The sequence below is a fragment of the Kitasatospora purpeofusca genome (assembly GCF_042691725.1).
In the GTDB taxonomy this organism is placed as follows: Bacteria; Actinomycetota; Actinomycetes; order Streptomycetales; family Streptomycetaceae; genus Kitasatospora; species Kitasatospora purpeofusca_B.
Genome location: NZ_CP170483.1, coordinates 5,867,089 through 5,885,849, shown reverse-complemented (window position 1 = coordinate 5,885,849; position 18,761 = coordinate 5,867,089). Strand labels below are relative to the sequence as shown.

The window sequence follows — 18,761 nt, the reverse complement described above, 5'->3', positions numbered from 1 at the left end:
GGCGGCCGGAAGCACGACGAGGGCCGTGGGACCGATCGGTCCCACGGCCCTCGTCCGCGTCCTGTCACCGCGCGGGAGGCCCGGCCTCCCACCGTGCCTCCACCGGGGCCAGCGACTGGTCCGCCCGGTGCCGCGCCGGCCCGGTGGACCGCCAGTCGGCGTGGACCGGGATCAGCCCGAGCCCCCAGCCGCCGGCCGCCAGCAGGGCCGGTACCGCGCCGCCGGGCAGTTGCCCGGTGCCGGTCCACAGGGCCCACAGCCACCAGCCGAGCCCGCCGGCCAGGACCACCAGGATCGGAAGGCCCCGCCGGAACGGCCACAACCGCACCCGCCGGAGCCGTATTCGGGCCCCGGCACACGTCACCGCCGCACTGCGCACGACCGCCTCCTTCGCTCAACGCGGGCCGGATGGGGCCCGTACCGAGGCCAGGTCAGGCGGCGACCACGTCCATCGCGGCGGCCTTGGGCGACATGTTCGCCCGGTCGGTGCCGGGAGCCGGCAGCGGAACCGGTTCGAGCACCGGCCTCAGCAGTTCACCTTCGGAGAGGGTGGCCATCGCCGCAAGTTCGGCGAGCGACAGTTCGTCGCTGACCTCGCGCATGACCTCGGACATCCGGACGTCGAGTGCGTCGCAGATGGCGGAGAGCAGCTCCGAGGAGGCCTCCTTCTGTCCCCGCTCGACCTCGGAGAGGTAGCCGAGCGAAACCCTGGCGGCCGCCGACACCTCGCGGAGTGTGCGGCCCTGGCGCTGGCGCTGCCGACGCAGTACATCGCCCAGTAGGCGACGGAGCAGGATCATCGGTGCCTCCCTCCTCGGACTGCGGATCGAGATGTCACGCCCCCACCGTACCGCCTTGCCCGCTTCGCGTGCGGGGACCATGGTCGTGTTCACTCTGGGCTGCAAGGCTGTCCCCTCCCCTGTTTCGGTGTCGCATCCGGGTCGGCGGGCACCGCGTCGTACCCTCCGGGCGGCACCCGGCCACCGCCCCGCCACTCGTTCGCCACCTGGTTTCTGCCCAACCAGGCCCTCCGATGTAACACGATCCTCCAGATGTGCGATGCCCGCACGCCAGTTCGGCAGATCCCGGTTGGACGGAGATCCCGGCGGGCGGCCCCCGGAGGACACCGGGGACCGGGTGACGGGTGGCTGACAGGTGGCTGACGGGCGGACGGCGACGACGGTGCGGACGACGACTCAGTGCGCGGGCGTACCGGACGGGAGCCGCCCGACGAGCAGCTCCAGAGCGGCGGTCACCGCCCTGTGACGGATTGTGGCACGCTCTCCCGACAACCGTGGCGAACTGACCAGAGTTCCCCCCGGACCGGCGACGGCGAGGTGTACGGTGCCGACCGGCTGCCCGTCCTGCGGCTCCGGGCCGGCCACCCCGGTCGTCGCCACCCCGTACGTCGCGCCGAGCAACTTGCGCACGCCCTCGGCCATCTGCCGGGCCACCACCGGGTGGACCGGGCCGTGGACGTCCAGCAGCCCCTCGTCGACACCGAGCACCGAGGCCTTCAGCTCGGTCGCGTAGGCGGTCACCGACCCGCGGAAGGTCGCGGACGCCCCGGGGACGTCCACCAGCGCGGCCGCCAGCAGTCCGCCGGTCAGCGACTCCGCGACGGCCACCGTGCCGCCCTGGGCCCGCAGCGCGGTGTGCGCCCGCTCGGCCAACCCGTAGTCGGCCGGCCCGTGGTCGGCCGGCCCGGACCCGGCCGCTCCGTGCTCCGCGCCGGCCTCGGATCCAGCACCCATCCCGACGTCCCTCCCTCGCGCTCCCCCCCGGGCCCGCCCCGGAGTACCCGCCATTGTGGGCCGCGGGGACGGCCGGCGGCCGGAATCCGCGCCGTTTCACCCGCGCGGGCGTCGCGCCGCCAGGCCCTCCCGGCGCAGCCGCACGGCCTGCCCCACGTAGTCCAGCGCGGTGCCGACGGTCAGCAGCACGGCGACGCCCATCAGCACGGCCCGGGCGGTGGCCAGCCAGCCGGTCAGCTCCAGGACGTACATGCCGACGGCGATGCCCTGGGTGAGCGTCTTGAGCTTGCCGCCCCGGCTGGCCGGGATCACCCCGAAGCGGATCACCCAGAACCGCATCAGCGTGATGCCGAGCTCGCGGGCGAGGATCACCACGGTGATCCACCACGGCAGGTCCCCCAGCACCGAGAGGCTGATCAGCGCCGCGCCCATGATCGCCTTGTCGGCGATCGGGTCGGCGATCTTGCCGAAGTCGGTGACCAGGCCCTTGCGCCGGGCCAGCTCGCCGTCGAACAGGTCGGTGATCATCGCGATCGCGAAGGAGGCCCAGGCCACCGAGCGCCACTTGGGGTCGTGGCCGCCCTCGGCGAAGAGCAGGGCGACGAAGACCGGGACCAGCAGCAGCCGGACCATGGTCAGCACGTTCGCGATGTTCCAGATCCCCGGCGCCGGGGGCACCGCGGCCGCCGGTCTGCCCGGGTGGGCCGCGGTCGGGGCGCCGGGCCCCTGGGTCATTCCCCGGCTCCCGGTGCCCGGCGGACCCGCACCTGCTCCAGCGCCTCGGCGACCAGGTCGACGCCCTCGCTGGCGACCACCCGGGCCCGGTAGAACCGCCCGACCTCGGGGTCCTCGACGCCGGTGAGCGTGGTGAGGCCGTCCGTCTCGGGCGCCTGGTGGGCGGCGCGGCCCTCGACCAGGTCGCCGTCGACCGACTCGACCAGCACCTCGACCTCGGTGCCGATCCGCTGCTCGGCCCGCTGGGCGGTCATCTCCTCGGCGAGCCGGCTGAGCCGGGCCAGCCGGTCGGCGACCACGTCCTCGGACAGCTTGTCGCCGTAGGTGGCGGCCTCGGTGCCGTCCTCGTCGGAGTAGCCGAAGACGCCGATCGCGTCCAGCCCGGCGTGCGTGACGAACCGCTCCAGCTCGGCGAAGTCCTCCTCGCTCTCGCCGGGGAAGCCGACGATGAAGTTGGACCGGGCGCCGGCCTGCGGGGCCTTGTCGCGGATGGTGCCGAGCAGCTCCAGGAACTGGTCGGTGGAGCCGAAGCGGCGCATCCGGCGCAGCACGGCCGGCGCGGAGTGCTGGAACGACAGGTCGAAGTAGGGCAGCACGCCCTCGGTGCCGGTCATCGCGTCGATCAGCCCGGGGCGCATCTCGGCGGGCTGCAGGTAGGAGACCCGGACCCGCTCGACGCCCTCGATCGCGGCGATCTCGCCGAGCAGCGTCTCCAGCAGCCGGATGTCGCCGAGGTCCTTGCCGTACGAGGTGTTGTTCTCGCTGACCAGGACGACCTCGCGGACGCCCTCCCCGGCCAGCCACTGGGCCTCGTGCAGCACGTCGGAGGGCCGGCGGGAGATGAAGGAGCCGCGGAAGGCCGGGATGGCGCAGAACGAGCAGCGCCGGTCGCAGCCGGAGGCGAGCTTGACCGAGGCGACCGGGCTGTCGTCCAGGCGCTTGCGCAGGGTGCGCGGCCCGGAGGCGGGCGCGACGCCCTCCGGCAGGTCCTCGGGGGCGCCGTGGCCCGGCACGGCGACCTCGGCCGCGGCGGCCTGGCGCTCGACCGGGCTCAGCGGCAGCAGCTTGCGGCGGTCGCGCGGGATGTGCGGCGCGTGGTGGCCGCCGGACAGGATGGTCTGCAGGCGGTCGGAGATGTCGGCGTAGTCGTCGAAGCCGAGCACGCCGTCGGCCTCGGGCAGGGCGTCGGCCAGCTCCTTGCCGTAGCGCTCGGCCATGCAGCCGACCGCGACCACGGCCTGCGTGCGGCCGTGGTCCTTGAGGTCGTTGGCCTCCAGCAGGGCGTCGACGGAGTCCTTCTTGGCGGCCTCGACGAAGCCGCAGGTGTTGACGACGGCGACGTCGGCTTCGGCGGCGTCGTCCACGAGCAACCAGCCGTCGGCTTCCAGTCGCCCGGCGAGTTCCTCGGAGTCCACCTCGTTGCGGGCGCATCCGAGCGTGACAAGGGCGACAGTACGGCGTTCAGGCATAGGGCCAAGATTAACGCGCGCCCGCCGGAGCCGTTCGCCCCGGAGGCCGCGCGCCCCCTCCGGCCGGTTCCGCCCCGGGGCGGCCGGCCCCCGCGATCAGCCCGCCTGCGGGTCGCCGGGGGTGTACGTGACGTGCACCACCTGGCCGTTCTTGCCCGCCGGACCGAGGTCCTTGCCGTTGACGTACACGTGCACGGCGCCCGCGTTGCCGATCACCAGCTTGATCTGCTTGGGGTCGGTGAAGGTCTGGTCCTGGCCTTCCTCGATGTTGTTCTGGAACAGCGACTTCCCGGTGCCGTCCACCGCCGAGACCCAGCTGGTGTCCTTCTCGGCGACCAGCTTCACGGTGACCTTGTCGGCCGGGGCGGCGGCGATCGCGGGGGCGCTGGGCGCCGGGGCGGGCGGCTGCACGGCCGGGGTGGTCGCGGGGGCCGCCGGGGCGACCGAGCCGGTGCCGGCGCCGGCGGGCAGCGGAGCGCTGGCCGAGCCGGTGGTGCCGGTGCCGGCCTTCCCGCTCACCAGGTTGAAGCCGATCACCCCGACCACCACGACGATCGCGGTGACCATCGCGATCGTCCAGTTCGGGCGGCCCCGGCCGGGGACCTTGATCGGGCCGCTCTCGATCAGCTCGGTGGGCCGCTTGGAGGCCGGTGAGCCGCCGTGCGCGGCGTCGTAGCGGGCCACCAGCTCCTCGCCGTCGACGCCGACCAGCTGGGCGATCGCGCGGATGTGGCCGCGGGCGTAGAAGTCGCCGCCGCACCGGCCGAAGTCGTCCTCCTCGATGGCGTGCACGATCGGCACCCGGACCCGGGTGGCGCCGCTCACCTGGTCCACCGTGAGTGCGGCCCCGATCCGGGCGGCGGCCAGCACCCGGCCGATGCTCGGGGCATCGGCCGCCGGTTTTGCGGCGCCGGCGGGCCGGGCGGAGGACGGGGCGTTCTCGCGGTCGGGGGACTTGCCGATGGTCACGGTGCACGCCTTTCGAGCGGTTGGCCACCTGCTGGGGAACAGTCTAGGGGCGTGGGCGGATCGTTTCTCAAGCGGAACAGGCCCGAATGCGCTCGGCCGCCCCGCTCCGGGGACGAGCGTGCACTGACCGCCCGTCAGTGCGGCGGGCCGCCGTCTCCGGGGCCCCCGCACCGCCGCCCGCGCGTCCGGTGTCGCTCATGGGACGCGGTGCGCACCCGACCGGTTCCGCACCGGCCGCCTACCCCCGTCCGAACGGGCGAACACCCGTCGGCGCGGGCCGGCCTCATCCGCGGATGGAGACGATCACCCCGTCCAGCTCGTCCGGCTTCACCAGGACGTCGCGGGCCTTGGAGCCCTCGCTCGGCCCGACGATGCCGCGCGACTCCATGAGGTCCATCAGCCGCCCGGCCTTGGCGAAGCCGACCCGCAGCTTGCGCTGGAGCATCGAGGTGGAGCCGAACTGGGTGGAGACGACCAGCTCGGCCGCCTGGATCAGCAGCTCCAGGTCGTCGCCGATCTCCTCGTCGATCTCCTTCTTCGCTCCGCCGCCGACCATCACGTCGTCCCGGTAGACGGCGGACAGCTGGTCCTTGCAGTGCTTCACCACGGCGGCGATCTCGGCCTCGGTGACGAAGGCGCCCTGCATGCGGATCGGCTTGCTGGCGCCCATCGGCAGGAACAGCGCGTCGCCCTTGCCGATCAGCTTCTCGGCGCCGGGCTGGTCCAGGATGACCCGGGAGTCGGCCATCGCCGAGGTGGCGAAGGCGAGGCGGGACGGCACGTTGGCCTTGATCAGACCGGTGACCACGTCGACCGAGGGCCGCTGGGTGGCCAGCACCAGGTGGATGCCGGCCGCGCGGGCGAGCTGGGTGATCCGGACCACCGAGTCCTCGACGTCGCGCGGGGCGACCATCATGAGGTCGGCCAGCTCGTCGACGATCACCAGCAGGTACGGGTACGGCCTCAGTTCGCGCTCGCTGCCGAGCGGCGGGGTGACGGTGCCGGCCCGGACCGCCGCGTTGAAGTCGTCCACGTGCCGGAAGCCGAACGCGGCGAGGTCGTCGTAGCGCATGTCCATCTCGCGGACCACCCACTGGAGGGCCTCGGCGGCCTTCTTCGGGTTGGTGATGATCGGCGTGATGAGGTGCGGGATGCCCTCGTAGGCGGTCAGCTCGACCCGCTTGGGGTCGACCAGCACCATCCGCACCTCGTCCGGGGTCGACCGGGCGAGGATCGAGGTGATCAGGCAGTTGATGCAGGACGACTTGCCGGCGCCGGTCGCGCCGGCCACCAGGATGTGCGGCATCTTGGCGAGGTTGGCCATCACGGTGTGGCCCTCGACGTCCTTGCCCATGCCGACGACCATCGGGTGGGTGTCCTCGGCGGCGGTGCGCGAGCGCAGCAGGTCGCCGAGGTTGACCATCTCGCGGTCCCGGTTCGGGATCTCGATGCCGACCGCGGACTTGCCCGGGATCGGGCTGATGATCCGCACGTCCGGGCTGGCCACCGCGTACGCGATGTTCTTGGCGAGCGCGGTGATCCGCTCGACCTTGACCGCCGGGCCGAGCTCGACCTCGTAGCGGGTGACCGTCGGGCCGCGGGTGAAGCCGGTCACCCGGGCGTCCACCTTGAACTCGGTCAAGGTACCGGTGAGCTGGGCCACCACCTCGTCGTTGAGGGCGCTGCGGGCCTTGGCCGGGCCGCCGCGCTCCAGCAGGTCGAGCGAGGGCAGGGCGTAGGTGAGGCCCTCCGCGAGTTGGAGCTGCTCCATCCGGACCGGCGCGGGGCCGTGCTCCTCGGCGGCGCCGGGGCCGGCATCGCCGGTACGGGCGGCCGGGACGGCGGCCTCCTCCGGCGGGGCGGTGCGGTCCTGCACCTGGTGCATCATGTCCGCCACCGCCGAGGAGGCGGGCACGCCGTAGACCAGCGCGCCGTCCAGGTCGGCGGCGGCGCCGGCGGCGAGGTTCCGGGTGGTGTACGGGTCCAGCGCCTCCTTGGCGAACATGTCCGGCTCGGCGGCGGGCTCCTCGTCGGGCCCCTTGCGCTTGCGGCGGCGCCGGCGGGCGGCCACCTCGTCCGAGGGGTCGTCACTGTCCGTGTCCACCGTGAACGGCAGCGCGGAGGGGTCGGCGTCCTCGGGGGGTTCGTTGGAGAGTTCGCGCTCCGGCGCACGCCCCTCGGCGGCGTCCTGCGGGCCGGGCTCGACCACGCCCAGCCGGACGCCGATCGCGCGCATCCGCTCGGGGATCCGGTTGACCGGGGTGGCGGTGGTGACCAGCAGGCCGAAGAAGGCCAGCAGCAGGAGCAGCGGCACCGCGAGGGCCGGCCCGGCGGCGGCCATCATCGGGGTGGACGCAGCCCAGCCGATGATCCCGCCGGCGGTCCTTATCCGGGTCGCGCCGCTGCCCATCACGGGCGCGCCGCAGCCGATGTGGACCAGGCCGAGCACGCCGACCAGCAGGGTGGTCAGGCCGATCATGATCCGGCCGTTGGCCTCCGGCAGCTCCGGGTGGCGCATCAGCCGGATCGCGACGGCGGCGAGCAGGAACGGCACCAGCACGTCGAGCCGCCCGAACAGGCCGGAGACCACGTTGGTGGCCGCCTCGCCCAGCCAGCCCTGCGGGCTGAACCAGGTGCCGGCGGCGGTGACCAGGGCCAGCGCCAGCAGCAGTAGGCCGACGCCGTCCTTGCGGTGCGCCGGGTCCAGGTTCTTCGCGCCGTCGCCGAAGCCCCGGAAGACCGCGCCCATGCCGTGCGCCATGCCGAGCCAGACGGCGCGTACGGCGCGGAAGAGTATCGGCCGGGGCGCGGGGGGCGGAGCGGCCGCCTTGGCCGCCGTCTTCTTCGCCGGGGCGGCCTTCTTCGCGGCCGCCTTCTTGGCGGGCGGCTTGGCCGGAGCCTTCGCCGCGGCCTTCTTGGACGGTCCCGGACTCGAGTTGCGTGCCGCGCTTCCGGGCGTACGTGTGGCCATGGGTCAGCAGCCTACCGGGGCACCCGACCTGTGCCCACGTCGTGCGCCCGGGGCCCCGGGACGTGTCGCCGACACACCGTCATCCCGCCCCGGTTCACCCGGACGGGGTAATCCGCAGCGCGCTCAGTCCGTGCCGGGGCGCAGCGCGTCCAGCGCGCGCCGCAGGCCGGCCAGCTTGCGCTCCAGGTGCGCCGCGGTGGCCGCCACCCCGCCGTCCTCGGTGCCGTCCAGCTGCTTGGTGAGCGACTCGGCCTGCTCCTCGACGGCCGCCAGCCGGGCCGACAGCTCGCCCAGCAGCGCGCCGCCGATGGCCGGCTCGTTGCCGCTCGCCTCCAGCTGCAGCCGCAGCAGCGCGGCCTGCTCCTTCAGCTGGCAGTTCTTCATGTAGAGGTCGACGAAGACCGAGACCTTGGCCCGCAGCACCCAGGGGTCGAAGGGCTTGGAGATGTAGTCGACCGCGCCGGCCGCGTAGCCGCGGAAGGTGTGGTGCGGGCCGTGGTTGATCGCGGTGAGGAAGATGATCGGGATGTCCCGGGTGCGCTCGCGGCGCTTGATGTGGGCGGCGGTCTCGAAGCCGTCCATCCCGGGCATCTGGACGTCCAGCAGGATCACCGCGAAGTCGTCCGTCAGCAGCGCCTTGAGCGCCTCCTCGCCGGACGCCGCCCGGACCAGGGTCTGGTCCAGCGCCGAGAGGATCGCCTCCAGCGCCAGCAGGTTCTCCGGCCGGTCGTCGACCAGGAGGATCTTCGCCTTCTGCATCACGACGCGCCCTCCTGTCGCCTGCCTACCTGGGGAAGGCACCCGCGTACTGCCCACCACTACCCCGGTCATGCTAGCCGCACCCCCTCGCCCGGCACATCGCTCCGTCGTGTCCGGATCCGGAGCGGCGCGCAGTCAGTGCACCGGCGTACGCTCACCAGCGAGTCGCCACCCGGTCACTGTTCGCAACGATCGGTGACCCTACCCGGTTCCCGGCCCTCCCCGCCAGCAAACCGCCCACCCACCGGCGTGAATCCCGGAGCGTACTCCGGGATTCACGCCCCGTCATCCGATCGGTCCCGACTCGGCCGGGTCGGGCCCTACCGGGCCCACGCCGGGGGCCCTCAGGACTTCCGGACGGTGAGCCACTCGTGCATCACCGACAGCAGGTGGTCGGTCTCCACCGGCTTGGTGATGTGGTCGGTGGCGCCCGCCTCCAGGGACTTCTCCTTGTCGCCCTTCATCGCCTTGGCGGTCAGCGCGATGATCGGCAGCCCGGCGAACTGGGGCATCCGGCGGATCGCCTCCGTGGTCGCGTAGCCGTCCATCTCCGGCATCATGATGTCCATCAGGACCAGCGCGACGTTCTCGTGCTGCTCCAGCATCTCGATGCCCTCGCGGCCGTTCTCGGCGTACAGCACGGTCAGGCCGTGCTGCTCCAGCACGCTGGTGAGGGCGAACACGTTGCGGACGTCGTCGTCGACGATCAGCACCTGCTCGCCGTCGAAGCGGGTCTCCGGGCGTCCGGACGGGCGGGCCGCCGGCGCGGCCTCGGGCGCCCGGCCCTCCGCGCTCCGGCCCCCGGCCCCACGGCCCTCGACGGGCCGGCCCGCACCCCAGCGGCCCTCCGGGCGCGGGGCGTCCAGGGCCGCCGCGCGGCGGCGCTCGACGGCGCCCCGGCGGCGGACCTCGACCAGCTCGCGCACCTCCTGGGCCCAGTGGTCGGCCGGGCTCTCGCCCACCGGCACCGGCGTCCCGACCGGGGTCACCCCCACCGCGGCCCGCAGTACGGCCGCGGCCTGCCCGGCGGCGTCCGGCGCCTCGGCCCGCAGCGGCAGGTACAGGGTGAACGTCGAGCCCTTGCCCAGCTCGCTCTCCGCGTGGATCTCGCCGCCGAGCAGCCGGGCGATCTCCCGGCTGATCGACAGCCCGAGGCCGGTGCCGCCGTACTTGCGGCTGGTGGTGCCGTCGGCCTGCCGGAACGGCTCGAAGATCTCCCGCAGCTTGTTGCCGGGGATGCCGATCCCGGTGTCGGAGACCGCGAAGGAGATCAGCGGGTCGTCCGGGCCCTTGATCGCGCCCGCCTCCAGCAGCTGCTCGCGCACGTACTGCGGCACGCCCGGGCCGGCCGGGCTGATCGAGAAGTCGACGGCACCGGTGTCGGTGAACTTCACCGCGTTGGAGATGAGGTTGCGCAACACCTGCTGGAGCCGCTGCTCGTCGGTGTGCAGGGTGACCGGCAGGGCCGGCGAGACCCGCACCGCGAACTCCAGGTTCTTGTCCAGCGCGACCGGCTGGAAGGTCGCCTCGACGTAGTCGACCAGCTGGACCAAGGCGATCCGGGCCGGACGGACGTCCATCTTGCCCGCCTCGACCTTGGACAGGTCCAGGATGTCGTTGATCAGCTGGAGCAGGTCGGACCCGGCGCCGTGGATGGTGTCGGCGAACTCGACCTGCTTGGGCGACAGGTTGCCCTCGTTGTTGTCCGACAGCAGCTTGGCGAGGATCAGCAGCGAGTTCAGCGGGGTGCGCAGCTCGTGCGACATGTTGGCGAGGAACTCGCTCTTGTACCGGGAAGCCAGCGCGAGCTGCTCGGCGCGCTCCTCCAGGACCTGCCGGGCCTCCTCGATCTCGCTGTTCTTGATCTCGATGTCACGGTTCTGCTGGGCGAGCTGCTCGGCCTTCTCCTGCAACTCCTCGTTGGTGCGCTCCAGCTCCTCCTGACGCGCCTCCAGCTCGGCCGAGCGCATCGAGAGTTCGGCGGTCAGCCGCTGGGACTCCAGCAGCAGGCCCTCCGTCTTGGTGTTGACGCTGATGGTGTTGACGGTGACGCCGATGAGGTCGGCGATCTGGTTGAGGAAGTCCAGCGCGACCGTGGTGAACGAGCTGAAGGTGGCCAGCTCGATCACGCCCAGCAGCCGGCCCTCGAACAGCACCGGCAGCACCACGATGTGGGCCGGCGAGGCCTCGCCCAGGCCGGAGGCGATCTTCAGGTACCCGGGCGGCGCCTCCTTGAGGATGATCGCCCGCTTCTCCACCGCTGCCTGGCCGATCAGCGACTCGCCGGGCCGGAAGGTGGTCGGCATCGCCCGCCGCTGGTAGCCGTAGCTGCCGATCAGCCGCAGCACGGTGTCGTTCTCGTCGTCGTCCTCGGTGATCAGCTCGGCGGTGCGGCCGGCCGGCTGGGCGAGGAAGAAGGCGCCGTGCTGCGCCGAGACCACCGGGGTGAGCTCGGTCATGATCAGCGAGGCCACCGCCTCCAGATCGCGCCGGCCCTGCAGCAGGCCGGAGATCCGCGCCAGGTTGGTCTTCAGCCAGTCCTGCTCCTGGTTGGTGCGGGTGGTCTCGCGCAGGTTGGCGATCATCTGGTTGATGTTGTCCTTGAGCTCGTCGAGCTCGCCGGCGGCGTCCACGTCGATCCGCAGCGACAGGTCGCCCCTGGTCACGGCGGTGGCGACCTGCGCGATCGCGCGCACCTGCCGGGTGAGGTTGTTGGCCAGCTCGTTGACGGACTCGGTCAGGTCCTGCCAGGTGCCGTCCACGCCCGGCACCCGCGCCTGGCCGCCGAGCCGTCCGTCGGTGCCCACCTCGCGGGCGACCCGGGTGACCTCGTCGGCGAACGCCGACAGCTGGTCGACCATGGTGTTGATGCTGGTCTTGAGCTCCAGGAACTCGCCGCGCGCGTCGACGTCGATCTTCTGCGACAGATCGCCGCGGGCCACCGCCGTGATCACCAGCGCGATGTTCCGCACCTGACCGGTGAGGTTGTTGGCCATCAGGTTGACGTTGTCGGTCAGGTCCTTCCAGATCCCGGCCACGCCCGGCACGCTCGCCTGGCCGCCCAGGGTGCCGTCGGTCCCCACCTCGCGGGCCACCCGGGTCACCTCGACCGCGAACGCCGACAGCTGGTCGACCATGGTGTTGAGGGTCCCGGCCAGCCCGGCGACCTCGCCCTGGGCCTCGATGGTGATCTTCTTGGAGAGGTCGCCCGAGGCCACCGCGGCCGCCACCTCGGCGATGTTCCGCACCTGGCTGGTCAGGTTCGACGCCATGAAGTTGACGTTGTCGGTCAGGTCCTTCCAGATGCCCGACACCCCGCGCACCCGGGCCTGGCCGCCCAGGTTCCCCTCGGTGCCCACCTCGCGCGCCACCCGGGTGACCTCGTCGGCGAACGCCGACAGCTGGTCCACCATGGTGTTCACGGTGGTGACCAGCTCCAGGATCTCGCCCCGGGCGTCGACGGTGATCTTCTTCGAGACGTCGCCCCGGGCGACCGCCGTGGTCACCTCGGCGATGTTGCGGACCTGACTGGTCAGGTTGTTGGCCATCAGGTTGACGCTGTTGGCCAGGTCCTTCCAGGTGCCGGACACCCCCGGCACGCTCGCCTGGCCGCCGAGGATGCCCTCGGTGCCGACGTCCCTGGCCACCCGGGTCACCTCGTCCGCGAAGGCGCCCAGCTGGTCGACCATCGTGTTGATGGTGTTCTTCAGCTCCAGGATCTCCCCGCGGGCGTCCACCTGGATCTTCTGCGAGAGGTCGCCGCGCGCGACGGCGGTGGTCACCTGGGCGATGTTCCGCACCTGGTCGGTGAGGTTGTTCGCCATGAAGTTGACGTTGTCGGTGAGGTCCCGCCAGACACCGGCCGCCCACGGCACCTGCGCCTGCCCGCCCAGGCGCCCCTCGGTGCCCACCTGACGGGCCACCCGGGTCACCTGCTCGGCGAAGCCGGAGAGCTGGTCGACCATCGTGTTGATGGTGTTCTTCAGCTCCAGGATCTCCCCGCGCGCGTCCACCTCGATCTTCTGCGAGAGGTCGCCGCGCGCCACCGCCGTGGTCACCTGGGCGATGCTGCGGACCTGGCCCGTCAGGTTGTCCGCCATGAAGTTCACCGAATCGGTGAGGTCCCGCCAGACACCGGCGACACCCGGCACCTGCGCCTGGCCGCCCAGCCGACCCTCCGTGCCCACGTCCCGGGCCACCCGGGTCACCTGCGCCGCGAAGCCGTTCAGCTGGTCCACCATCGTGTTGACGGTGTTCTTCAGCTCCAGCATCTCGCCGGCCACCTCGACCGTCACCTTGCGGGACAGGTCGCCCTTGGCCACCGCGGTGGTCACCTGCGCGATGTTGCGCACCTGCGCGGTCAGCCGGCCGGCCATGGTGTTGACCGAGTCCCCGAGGTCCTTCCAGCTGCCGGACACGCTGCGGACCTTCGCCTGGCCGCCCAGCTTGCCCTCGGTGCCGACCTCGCGGGCCACCCGGGTCACCTCGTCGGTGAACTCCGACAGCTGGTCCACCAGCCCGTTGACGGTCCGGCCGATCTTCAGGTACTCGCCGCGCAGCGGGTGGCTCACCCCGTTGCTGTGCAGCGAGCGCAGCTCCATCTTCTGGTCCAGGTCGCCCTCGGCGATCGACGTCAGCACCCGGCCCACCTCGGCCATCGGCCGCGCCAGGTCGTCGATCAGCGCGTTGCAGTTGTCGACCGCCGCCATCCAGGCGCCCTCGCCGGCACCCGTCTCCAGCCGCTCGTTCAACCGGCCCTCGCGGCCCACCGCCCGCCGCACCCGGGCCAGCTCGCCCGTCAGGTGCTGGTTGCGCTCCGCCACCTCGTTGAACACCGCGGCGATCTCCGCCAGCGGACCGTCCCCGGGTACCGTCAGCCGACGCCGGAAGTTTCCGTCCCGCATCGCCGTCAACGCGGCCAGCAGCTTGCGCAGCTCGGCCGGCTCGGCGCCGCGGCTGTGGTTGACACGCCGGCCGGCCGCGCTCCGCGGCGCGGCCCCGGGGCGCCCGCCACGCTGAGCGGGCGGCGTCGTACCGGTTGCGTCCTTGGTGGCCGAACTCAACGGGCCCCTCCCAGATCGTGAACTGTCCGGCGCCCCGCACACGCGCCCCGCCGGGGCCCGCCGCGCAGCGCCGTCCCGGCGCTACCGTCCCGGCGGACGGTCAGGCCCACCGGAACCCGCGACGACCGTACTGCTCGGACCGGACATCACGGACCCCCCAGTCTGGCAGCACTCGCGCCCGGGACAAACGCGGTTGCGCTCGGTTGGCACCCGCCCGCCCGAAACGGGTGGGCAGAATCACCCTCCGGTGCCTGTTTCGACTCCCCGCCCCCACGGGGAACCAAGCGGAAAGTAGGGTGGAGCGCTGCACCGGGCCACAACCGCCCCCGGCGCCGCCGCCCACCCCGCCGGCGCGCACCGGGCTTCGGCGCCGCACCCCGGACAGCCAGGGCCAGAGCAGAGGAGACGTGGCAACGTGGTCACCGCGCGCGCAGCCGCCACCTTCGAACCCGTGGGCCGGTCGGCCGGTGCCGCCCGTTCCTTCGTCCGGGACGCCCTGCTGGGCTGGGGCCTGCCCGAGGTCGTCGACGACGCCGTGGTCCTGGTCAGCGAACTCGTCACCAACGCGGTCGTGCACGCCGGCACCGCCGCCGAGGTGTGCTGTCTGCGCGAGGACGGCACCGTGCGGATCGAGGTCACCGACCACCACCCCGAACGCGGCCTGCCGCGCTTCGCCGACGTCCCCACCACCGCATCCGACCACTACGCCGACGCCGACGGCGAGGGCGGCCGCGGGCTGCTGATGTGCGCCGCGCTCGCCGAACGCTGGGGCGTCGAGTACGGCTCCGGCCGCAAGACCGTCTGGTTCCGGCTCGCCCTGCCCGCGCACACCGCCGGCACCCGCTACGCCCTGCCCGCCGCGCCCGGCGGCGAACTGCCCCGCACCCACGGCCCGGTCCACGTCGCCGTCGTCCAGCTCGACGACGACGGCCGGGTACTCGCCTGGAACCCCGACGCCGAGGCCCTCTTCCAGCACCCCGCCGACACCGTGCTCGGCCGCCCCTGGGCCGACCTCGCCGTCTGGCCGCAGCCCGCCGACAACGGCCTCGGCCTCGCCGCCGTCCTGCGGCTCGCCCGCTGGGAGGGCGGCTACGCGCTGCGCCGCGCCGACGGCACCGAGGCCGACGTGTACGGCGTCCAGGTCCGGCTGCGCGACACCGACGGCACCCCGACCACCCTCTGCCTGCTCGTCCTCGACGACGACCGCGCCGTCCTGCGCTCCCCCGCCCGCGCCCTGCCCGGCGACCGCGGCGAACCCGCCGGCCGGCTCGACCTGCTGGCCGGCCTCAGCACCGGCGAGGACCTCGACACCCTGCTCCAGCACACCGTCGAACGCGCCCGCGACCTGCTCGACGCCGACGCCGCCTACCTGCTGCTCACCACCGACGACGAGGCCGAGTTCGAACTGCGCGCCAGCACCGGACTGCCCGCCGCGCCGCGCCCGCACAGCCGCTTCCCGGTCGACACCGGCAACCGCTACGACTCGCCCCGCCTCCCCTCCGTCCACGAGGACCTCACCACCCGGCCCACCGGCCTGCCCGTCCTCGACGACAGCGGACTGCGCTCCCTGCTCACCGTCCCGCTCAAGGTCGAGGGCCGGCTGATCGGCTCGCTCGGCATCGCCACCGGCGCCCCCGGCCGCTACGACAACGAGGACGCGCTGCGCCTGCAGTTCGCCGCCGACCGGCTCGCCCTGGCCGTCGAGTCCACCCGGCTCGCCGAACTCGAACGGCTGCGCCGCGGCTCGCTCTCCTTCCTGGTCGAGGCCTCCGACCTGCTCGCCGGCACCCTCGAACACGAGCAGACGCTCGCCCTGATGGCCCAGATGGCCGTCCCCACCCTCGCCTCCTGGTGCGCCGTCTACACCAACGGCGACCACGGCGCGCCCGCCTCGCTCGCCTTCGTCCTGCACGAGGACGAGGACCGCATCGACCCGCTGCGCGCCCTGCTCGACAAGACGCCCGCCCCGGATTCCGGCCCCACCCACGGCACCCGCTTCTGGACCGCCCCCACCGAGACCGCCGACGGCCACGGCTTCACCGACGAACCCGGCCTCACCGGCCTGCTCGGCGAGACCGTCGTCCTGCCGCTGACGGCCCGCAACCGGGTGATCGGCCTGCTCGCCCTCGGCACCCCGGCCGGCGTGCGCTTCCGCCAGGAGGTCCTGGAACTCGCCGAGGACCTCTCCCGCCGGGCCGCCCTCGCCCTCGACAACTCGCGCCTGTACTCCGAGCGCACCGCCACCAGCCAGGCCCTGCAGCGCAGCCTGCTGCCCCCGGAGCTGCCCGACATCCCGGGCGTCGAAGTGGACGTCTACTACCAGGCCGCCGGCGAGGGCAACGAGGTCGGCGGCGACTTCTACGACCTCTTCCCGATCCGCGAGGGCACCTACGGCTTCGCCATCGGCGACGTCTGCGGCACCGGCCCGGAGGCCGCCTCGGTCACCGGCCTCGCCCGGCACTCGCTGCGGCTGCTCGCCCGCGAGGGCCTGGACGCCCCGCAGGTGCTCAGCCGGCTCAACACCGCCATCCTGGACGAGGGCGCGCGCAGCCGCTTCCTCACCCTGCTGTACGGCGAACTGACGCCCCGTCCGGACGGCAGCACCGAACTCTCCCTGGTCTGCGCCGGCCACCCGCTGCCGCTGCGCCTGCGCACCGACGGACGGGTCGACCGGGCCGCCACCCCGCAGCCGCTGCTCGGCGTCATGGACGACCTCGACCTCACCGCCGAGCACCTGGTGCTCAACCCCGGCGAAGTCCTGCTCTGCGTCACCGACGGCGTCACCGAACGCCGCGAGGGCCGGCGGATGCTCGGCGACGACGGCCTCGCCGAGGTCCTCACCGGCTGCACCGGGCTGACGGCCGGAGCGGTCGCGCTGCGCGTGCAGCGGGCCGTCGAGCGGTTCGCCCCGGAGCCGCCGTCCGACGACATGGCGATCCTCACCCTGCGCGTCCCGACCCAGCGGACCGTCTGAGCACATCGGGGCGACGGCTGTCGCACCGATGTCCGTCCCTGAACGAATCATGTCGGGGACCGTCGCAAAATGTGCGATTCACAAGGGTACAAGCCCGCTCACCCTGGGTACACCGATCTCACCGGGGAATCCCCCGGAGGGGACGTGACCAGCGGCTCTCCCGCTGGCCCAGCATTCCGACCGCAGCCGTCGCACGCTCCAGCCGTGCGCGCCCGGAGCGGTCACGCGCCTTCACCTCATCGACACTCACCCGCGTTCACTGCGCCCTGCGCGCGCCCATGAGTGAAAGGAGCCTCCGGTGAGCAACGAAGCTACCGGGGCACTGAACGCCCGCTCCTCCGGCGCCGACGCCGGTAACCTCGGTTACCTCGCACTCGGCCTGACCCTGCTCGCCTACGGCCTTCTCTCCACCGGCGTGCTCAGCGGCACCGCCGCCGGGAACTCGGCCCACCTCGCGCACATCCTCGGCGGCCTCACCCTGTTCGTCGCGGGCCTCTGGCAGTTCCGCGGCGGCGAGGGCTTCACCGGCACCGCCTTCACGAGCCTCGGCGCCTTCTGGGCCACCTGGTCCACGGCCTCCGGCGCCGGCAAGAACGCGGCCGGCCTGTTCCTGCTCCTGTGGGCCCTGCTCGCCCTCACCCTGACCGCCGCCGCCTGGAACGCCGGTCTGCTCGGCCGGGCCGTCTACGGCCTGCTGACGGTCTCCCTGGTGCTCTCCGCGATCGCCACGTTCAACACCTCCGGCGGCCTCGCCAAGGCGGCCGGCTGGATCGCCGCCGCCTCCGGACTGGCGGCCTGGTACTGGGCCACCGCGTCGCTGACCAACAGCGCGTGGGGCCGTGACGCCCTGCCTCTCAAGTAACGGCGGGTGCACCAGTGGGCCGGACCCCACCCCCACGGGGCCCGGCCCACCGGCATGCCATGTGCTGTTCCCCCCACGCCGTTCCCCCACGCGGATGCTCAGCCCCGGACCGCCAGCCGCTCCCGCTCCTCCGCCGGCCGGACCTCCCCCGCCCGCCGGGCCCGCCACCGGGCGACAGCGCTCTGCGCCGCGTAGGCCAGCAGCAGGATCGCCACCGCGACCAGCCCGTCCGCCCAGAAGTGGTTGGCCGTCACCACCACGACCGTGATGGTCAGCACCGGGTGCAGCACGATCAGCCAGCGCAACGGACTCCTCGACACCCGCACCACCGCGACCGCCACCAGCACGCACCAGGCCACGTGCACCGACGGCATCGCCGACAGCTGCGCCGCCTTGACCACCCCGCCGACCGCGCCGCCGTACACCGACTGCCCGTACTCCGCCGCGACGTCGACGAACCCGTTCTCCGGCAGCATCCGGGGCGGCGCCACCGGGAGGAACTGGACGGCCAGGCAGACCGCCGTCGTGATGACCACCGTGGTCCGCACCCACGCGTACCGCTCGCGATGTCTGAGGAAGACCCAGACCAGCACCGCGATCATCACGGTGAAGTGCATCGACGCGTAGTAGTAGTTCGCCAGCTTCACCAACGGCGGGTACGGCGTCACCGCGGCCTGCCAGGAGGCCTCGTCGGGCAGGCCGACCGCCAGCTCCGTCCGGTGGATCCAGCGTGCCCGGTCCAGCGCGTGCTCGGTACTCATCAGTGAGAGCCGCCCGACGAGCTGCCAGAGCGAGAACAGCGCGAGGAGGGTGCCGGCCTCCCGGAGGATCGCCGAGAGACCCGTCCGCCGCACCCGGGCGGCCGCGTACGCGCAGCCGTAGAGAGCAACCGCGGTGCCCCCGGCGGACTGCCAGGTCAGGGTCAGGTTCTGCAACGGTTCGCGCCTCTCCACCGAGCTCCGATGTGGTGGGGAGACGTTAACGCAAAAAGACCCCCTCCTGAACCGGAGGGGGTCTTTTTGGAATGATTGTTCGGCGGCGTCCTACTCTCCCACAGGGTCCCCCCTGCAGTACCATCGGCGCTGTAAGGCTTAGCTTCCGGGTTCGGAATGTAACCGGGCGTTTCCCTCACGCTATGACCACCGAAACACTATGAAACTGTCAACCGCACCCACACCGTGACCAGACGTGTGGGGGTCGTTGTT

At 72.8% G+C, this 18,761-nt stretch carries 12 protein-coding genes and 1 rRNA gene; 2 read left to right on the top strand and 11 right to left on the bottom strand.

Going from position 1 to position 18,761, the window contains the following annotated elements:
- Nucleotides 1–64: 64 nt before the first annotated feature.
- From ACFCLZ_RS25390 to ACFCLZ_RS25350, 9 genes are all read right to left on the bottom strand, one after another.
- On the bottom strand, nt 65–379 hold the full coding sequence (locus tag ACFCLZ_RS25390) for a hypothetical protein (protein WP_380279542.1): 315 nt from the start codon (nt 377–379) through the stop codon (nt 65–67).
- Between the two features lie 52 nt (nt 380–431).
- Entirely contained in the window at nt 432–800 is a 369-nt protein-coding gene (locus ACFCLZ_RS25385) for a helix-turn-helix transcriptional regulator (RefSeq protein ID WP_350551437.1), read from the bottom strand.
- A gap of 396 nt (nt 801–1,196) precedes the next feature.
- The gene (locus ACFCLZ_RS25380) at nt 1,197–1,754 is read right to left on the bottom strand and encodes a CinA family protein (RefSeq protein ID WP_380279540.1); all 558 of its coding nucleotides are present in this window, start codon (nt 1,752–1,754) and stop codon (nt 1,197–1,199) included.
- A 96-nt stretch (nt 1,755–1,850) separates the two neighbouring features.
- A complete protein-coding gene (pgsA, locus tag ACFCLZ_RS25375; RefSeq protein ID WP_380279538.1) occupies nt 1,851–2,489 on the bottom strand; it encodes a CDP-diacylglycerol--glycerol-3-phosphate 3-phosphatidyltransferase in 639 nt (212 codons plus the stop codon).
- Nucleotides 2,486–3,958, bottom strand: coding sequence for a 30S ribosomal protein S12 methylthiotransferase RimO (gene rimO, locus ACFCLZ_RS25370; RefSeq protein WP_380279536.1), 1,473 nt, complete (start codon nt 3,956–3,958; stop codon nt 2,486–2,488). The genes pgsA and rimO overlap by 4 nt, the downstream gene beginning before the upstream one ends.
- A 96-nt stretch (nt 3,959–4,054) precedes the next feature.
- A complete protein-coding gene (locus tag ACFCLZ_RS25365; RefSeq protein ID WP_380279534.1) occupies nt 4,055–4,927 on the bottom strand; it encodes a helix-turn-helix domain-containing protein in 873 nt (290 codons plus the stop codon).
- Nucleotides 4,928–5,210: 283 nt separating this feature from the next.
- Entirely contained in the window at nt 5,211–7,898 is a 2,688-nt protein-coding gene (locus ACFCLZ_RS25360; protein ID WP_380279533.1) for a DNA translocase FtsK, read from the bottom strand.
- A gap of 123 nt (nt 7,899–8,021) precedes the next feature.
- A complete protein-coding gene (locus ACFCLZ_RS25355) occupies nt 8,022–8,660 on the bottom strand; it encodes a response regulator (protein WP_380279531.1) in 639 nt (212 codons plus the stop codon).
- A gap of 341 nt (nt 8,661–9,001) precedes the next feature.
- A complete protein-coding gene (locus tag ACFCLZ_RS25350; protein WP_380286281.1) occupies nt 9,002–13,561 on the bottom strand; it encodes a HAMP domain-containing protein in 4,560 nt (1,519 codons plus the stop codon).
- A 574-nt stretch (nt 13,562–14,135) separates the two neighbouring features.
- On the opposite strand from ACFCLZ_RS25350, the gene ACFCLZ_RS25345 reads away from it, so the two are divergent.
- Together ACFCLZ_RS25345 and ACFCLZ_RS25340 are read left to right on the top strand one after the other, a co-directional pair.
- Nucleotides 14,136–16,694, top strand: a complete 2,559-nt coding sequence (locus tag ACFCLZ_RS25345; RefSeq protein WP_380279529.1) for a SpoIIE family protein phosphatase — start codon at nt 14,136–14,138, stop codon at nt 16,692–16,694.
- 298 nt (nt 16,695–16,992) lie between these two features.
- The gene (locus ACFCLZ_RS25340) at nt 16,993–17,556 is read left to right on the top strand and encodes an acetate uptake transporter (protein WP_380279528.1); all 564 of its coding nucleotides are present in this window, start codon (nt 16,993–16,995) and stop codon (nt 17,554–17,556) included.
- A 98-nt stretch (nt 17,557–17,654) separates the two neighbouring features.
- On the opposite strand, the gene ACFCLZ_RS25335 is transcribed toward ACFCLZ_RS25340, so the two are convergent.
- On the bottom strand, nt 17,655–18,491 hold the full coding sequence (locus ACFCLZ_RS25335) for a phosphatase PAP2 family protein (protein ID WP_380279527.1): 837 nt from the start codon (nt 18,489–18,491) through the stop codon (nt 17,655–17,657).
- A gap of 95 nt (nt 18,492–18,586) precedes the next feature.
- Nucleotides 18,587–18,703 (bottom strand): 5S ribosomal RNA (gene rrf / locus ACFCLZ_RS25330).
- Between the last annotated feature and the right edge of the window lie 58 nt (nt 18,704–18,761).

Coding starts and splice junctions, on each gene's coding strand:
- ACFCLZ_RS25385 (WP_350551437.1), bottom strand. CDS start 800: ATGATCCTGCTCCGTCGCCTACTGGGCGATGTACTGCGTCGGCAGCGC.
- pgsA (WP_380279538.1), bottom strand. CDS start 2,489: ATGACCCAGGGGCCCGGCGCCCCGACCGCGGCCCACCCGGGCAGACCG.
- ACFCLZ_RS25360 (WP_380279533.1), bottom strand. CDS start 7,898: ATGGCCACACGTACGCCCGGAAGCGCGGCACGCAACTCGAGTCCGGGA.
- ACFCLZ_RS25380 (WP_380279540.1), bottom strand. CDS start 1,754: ATGGGTGCTGGATCCGAGGCCGGCGCGGAGCACGGAGCGGCCGGGTCC.
- rimO (WP_380279536.1), bottom strand. CDS start 3,958: ATGCCTGAACGCCGTACTGTCGCCCTTGTCACGCTCGGATGCGCCCGC.
- ACFCLZ_RS25350 (WP_380286281.1), bottom strand. CDS start 13,561: ATGCGGGACGGAAACTTCCGGCGTCGGCTGACGGTACCCGGGGACGGT.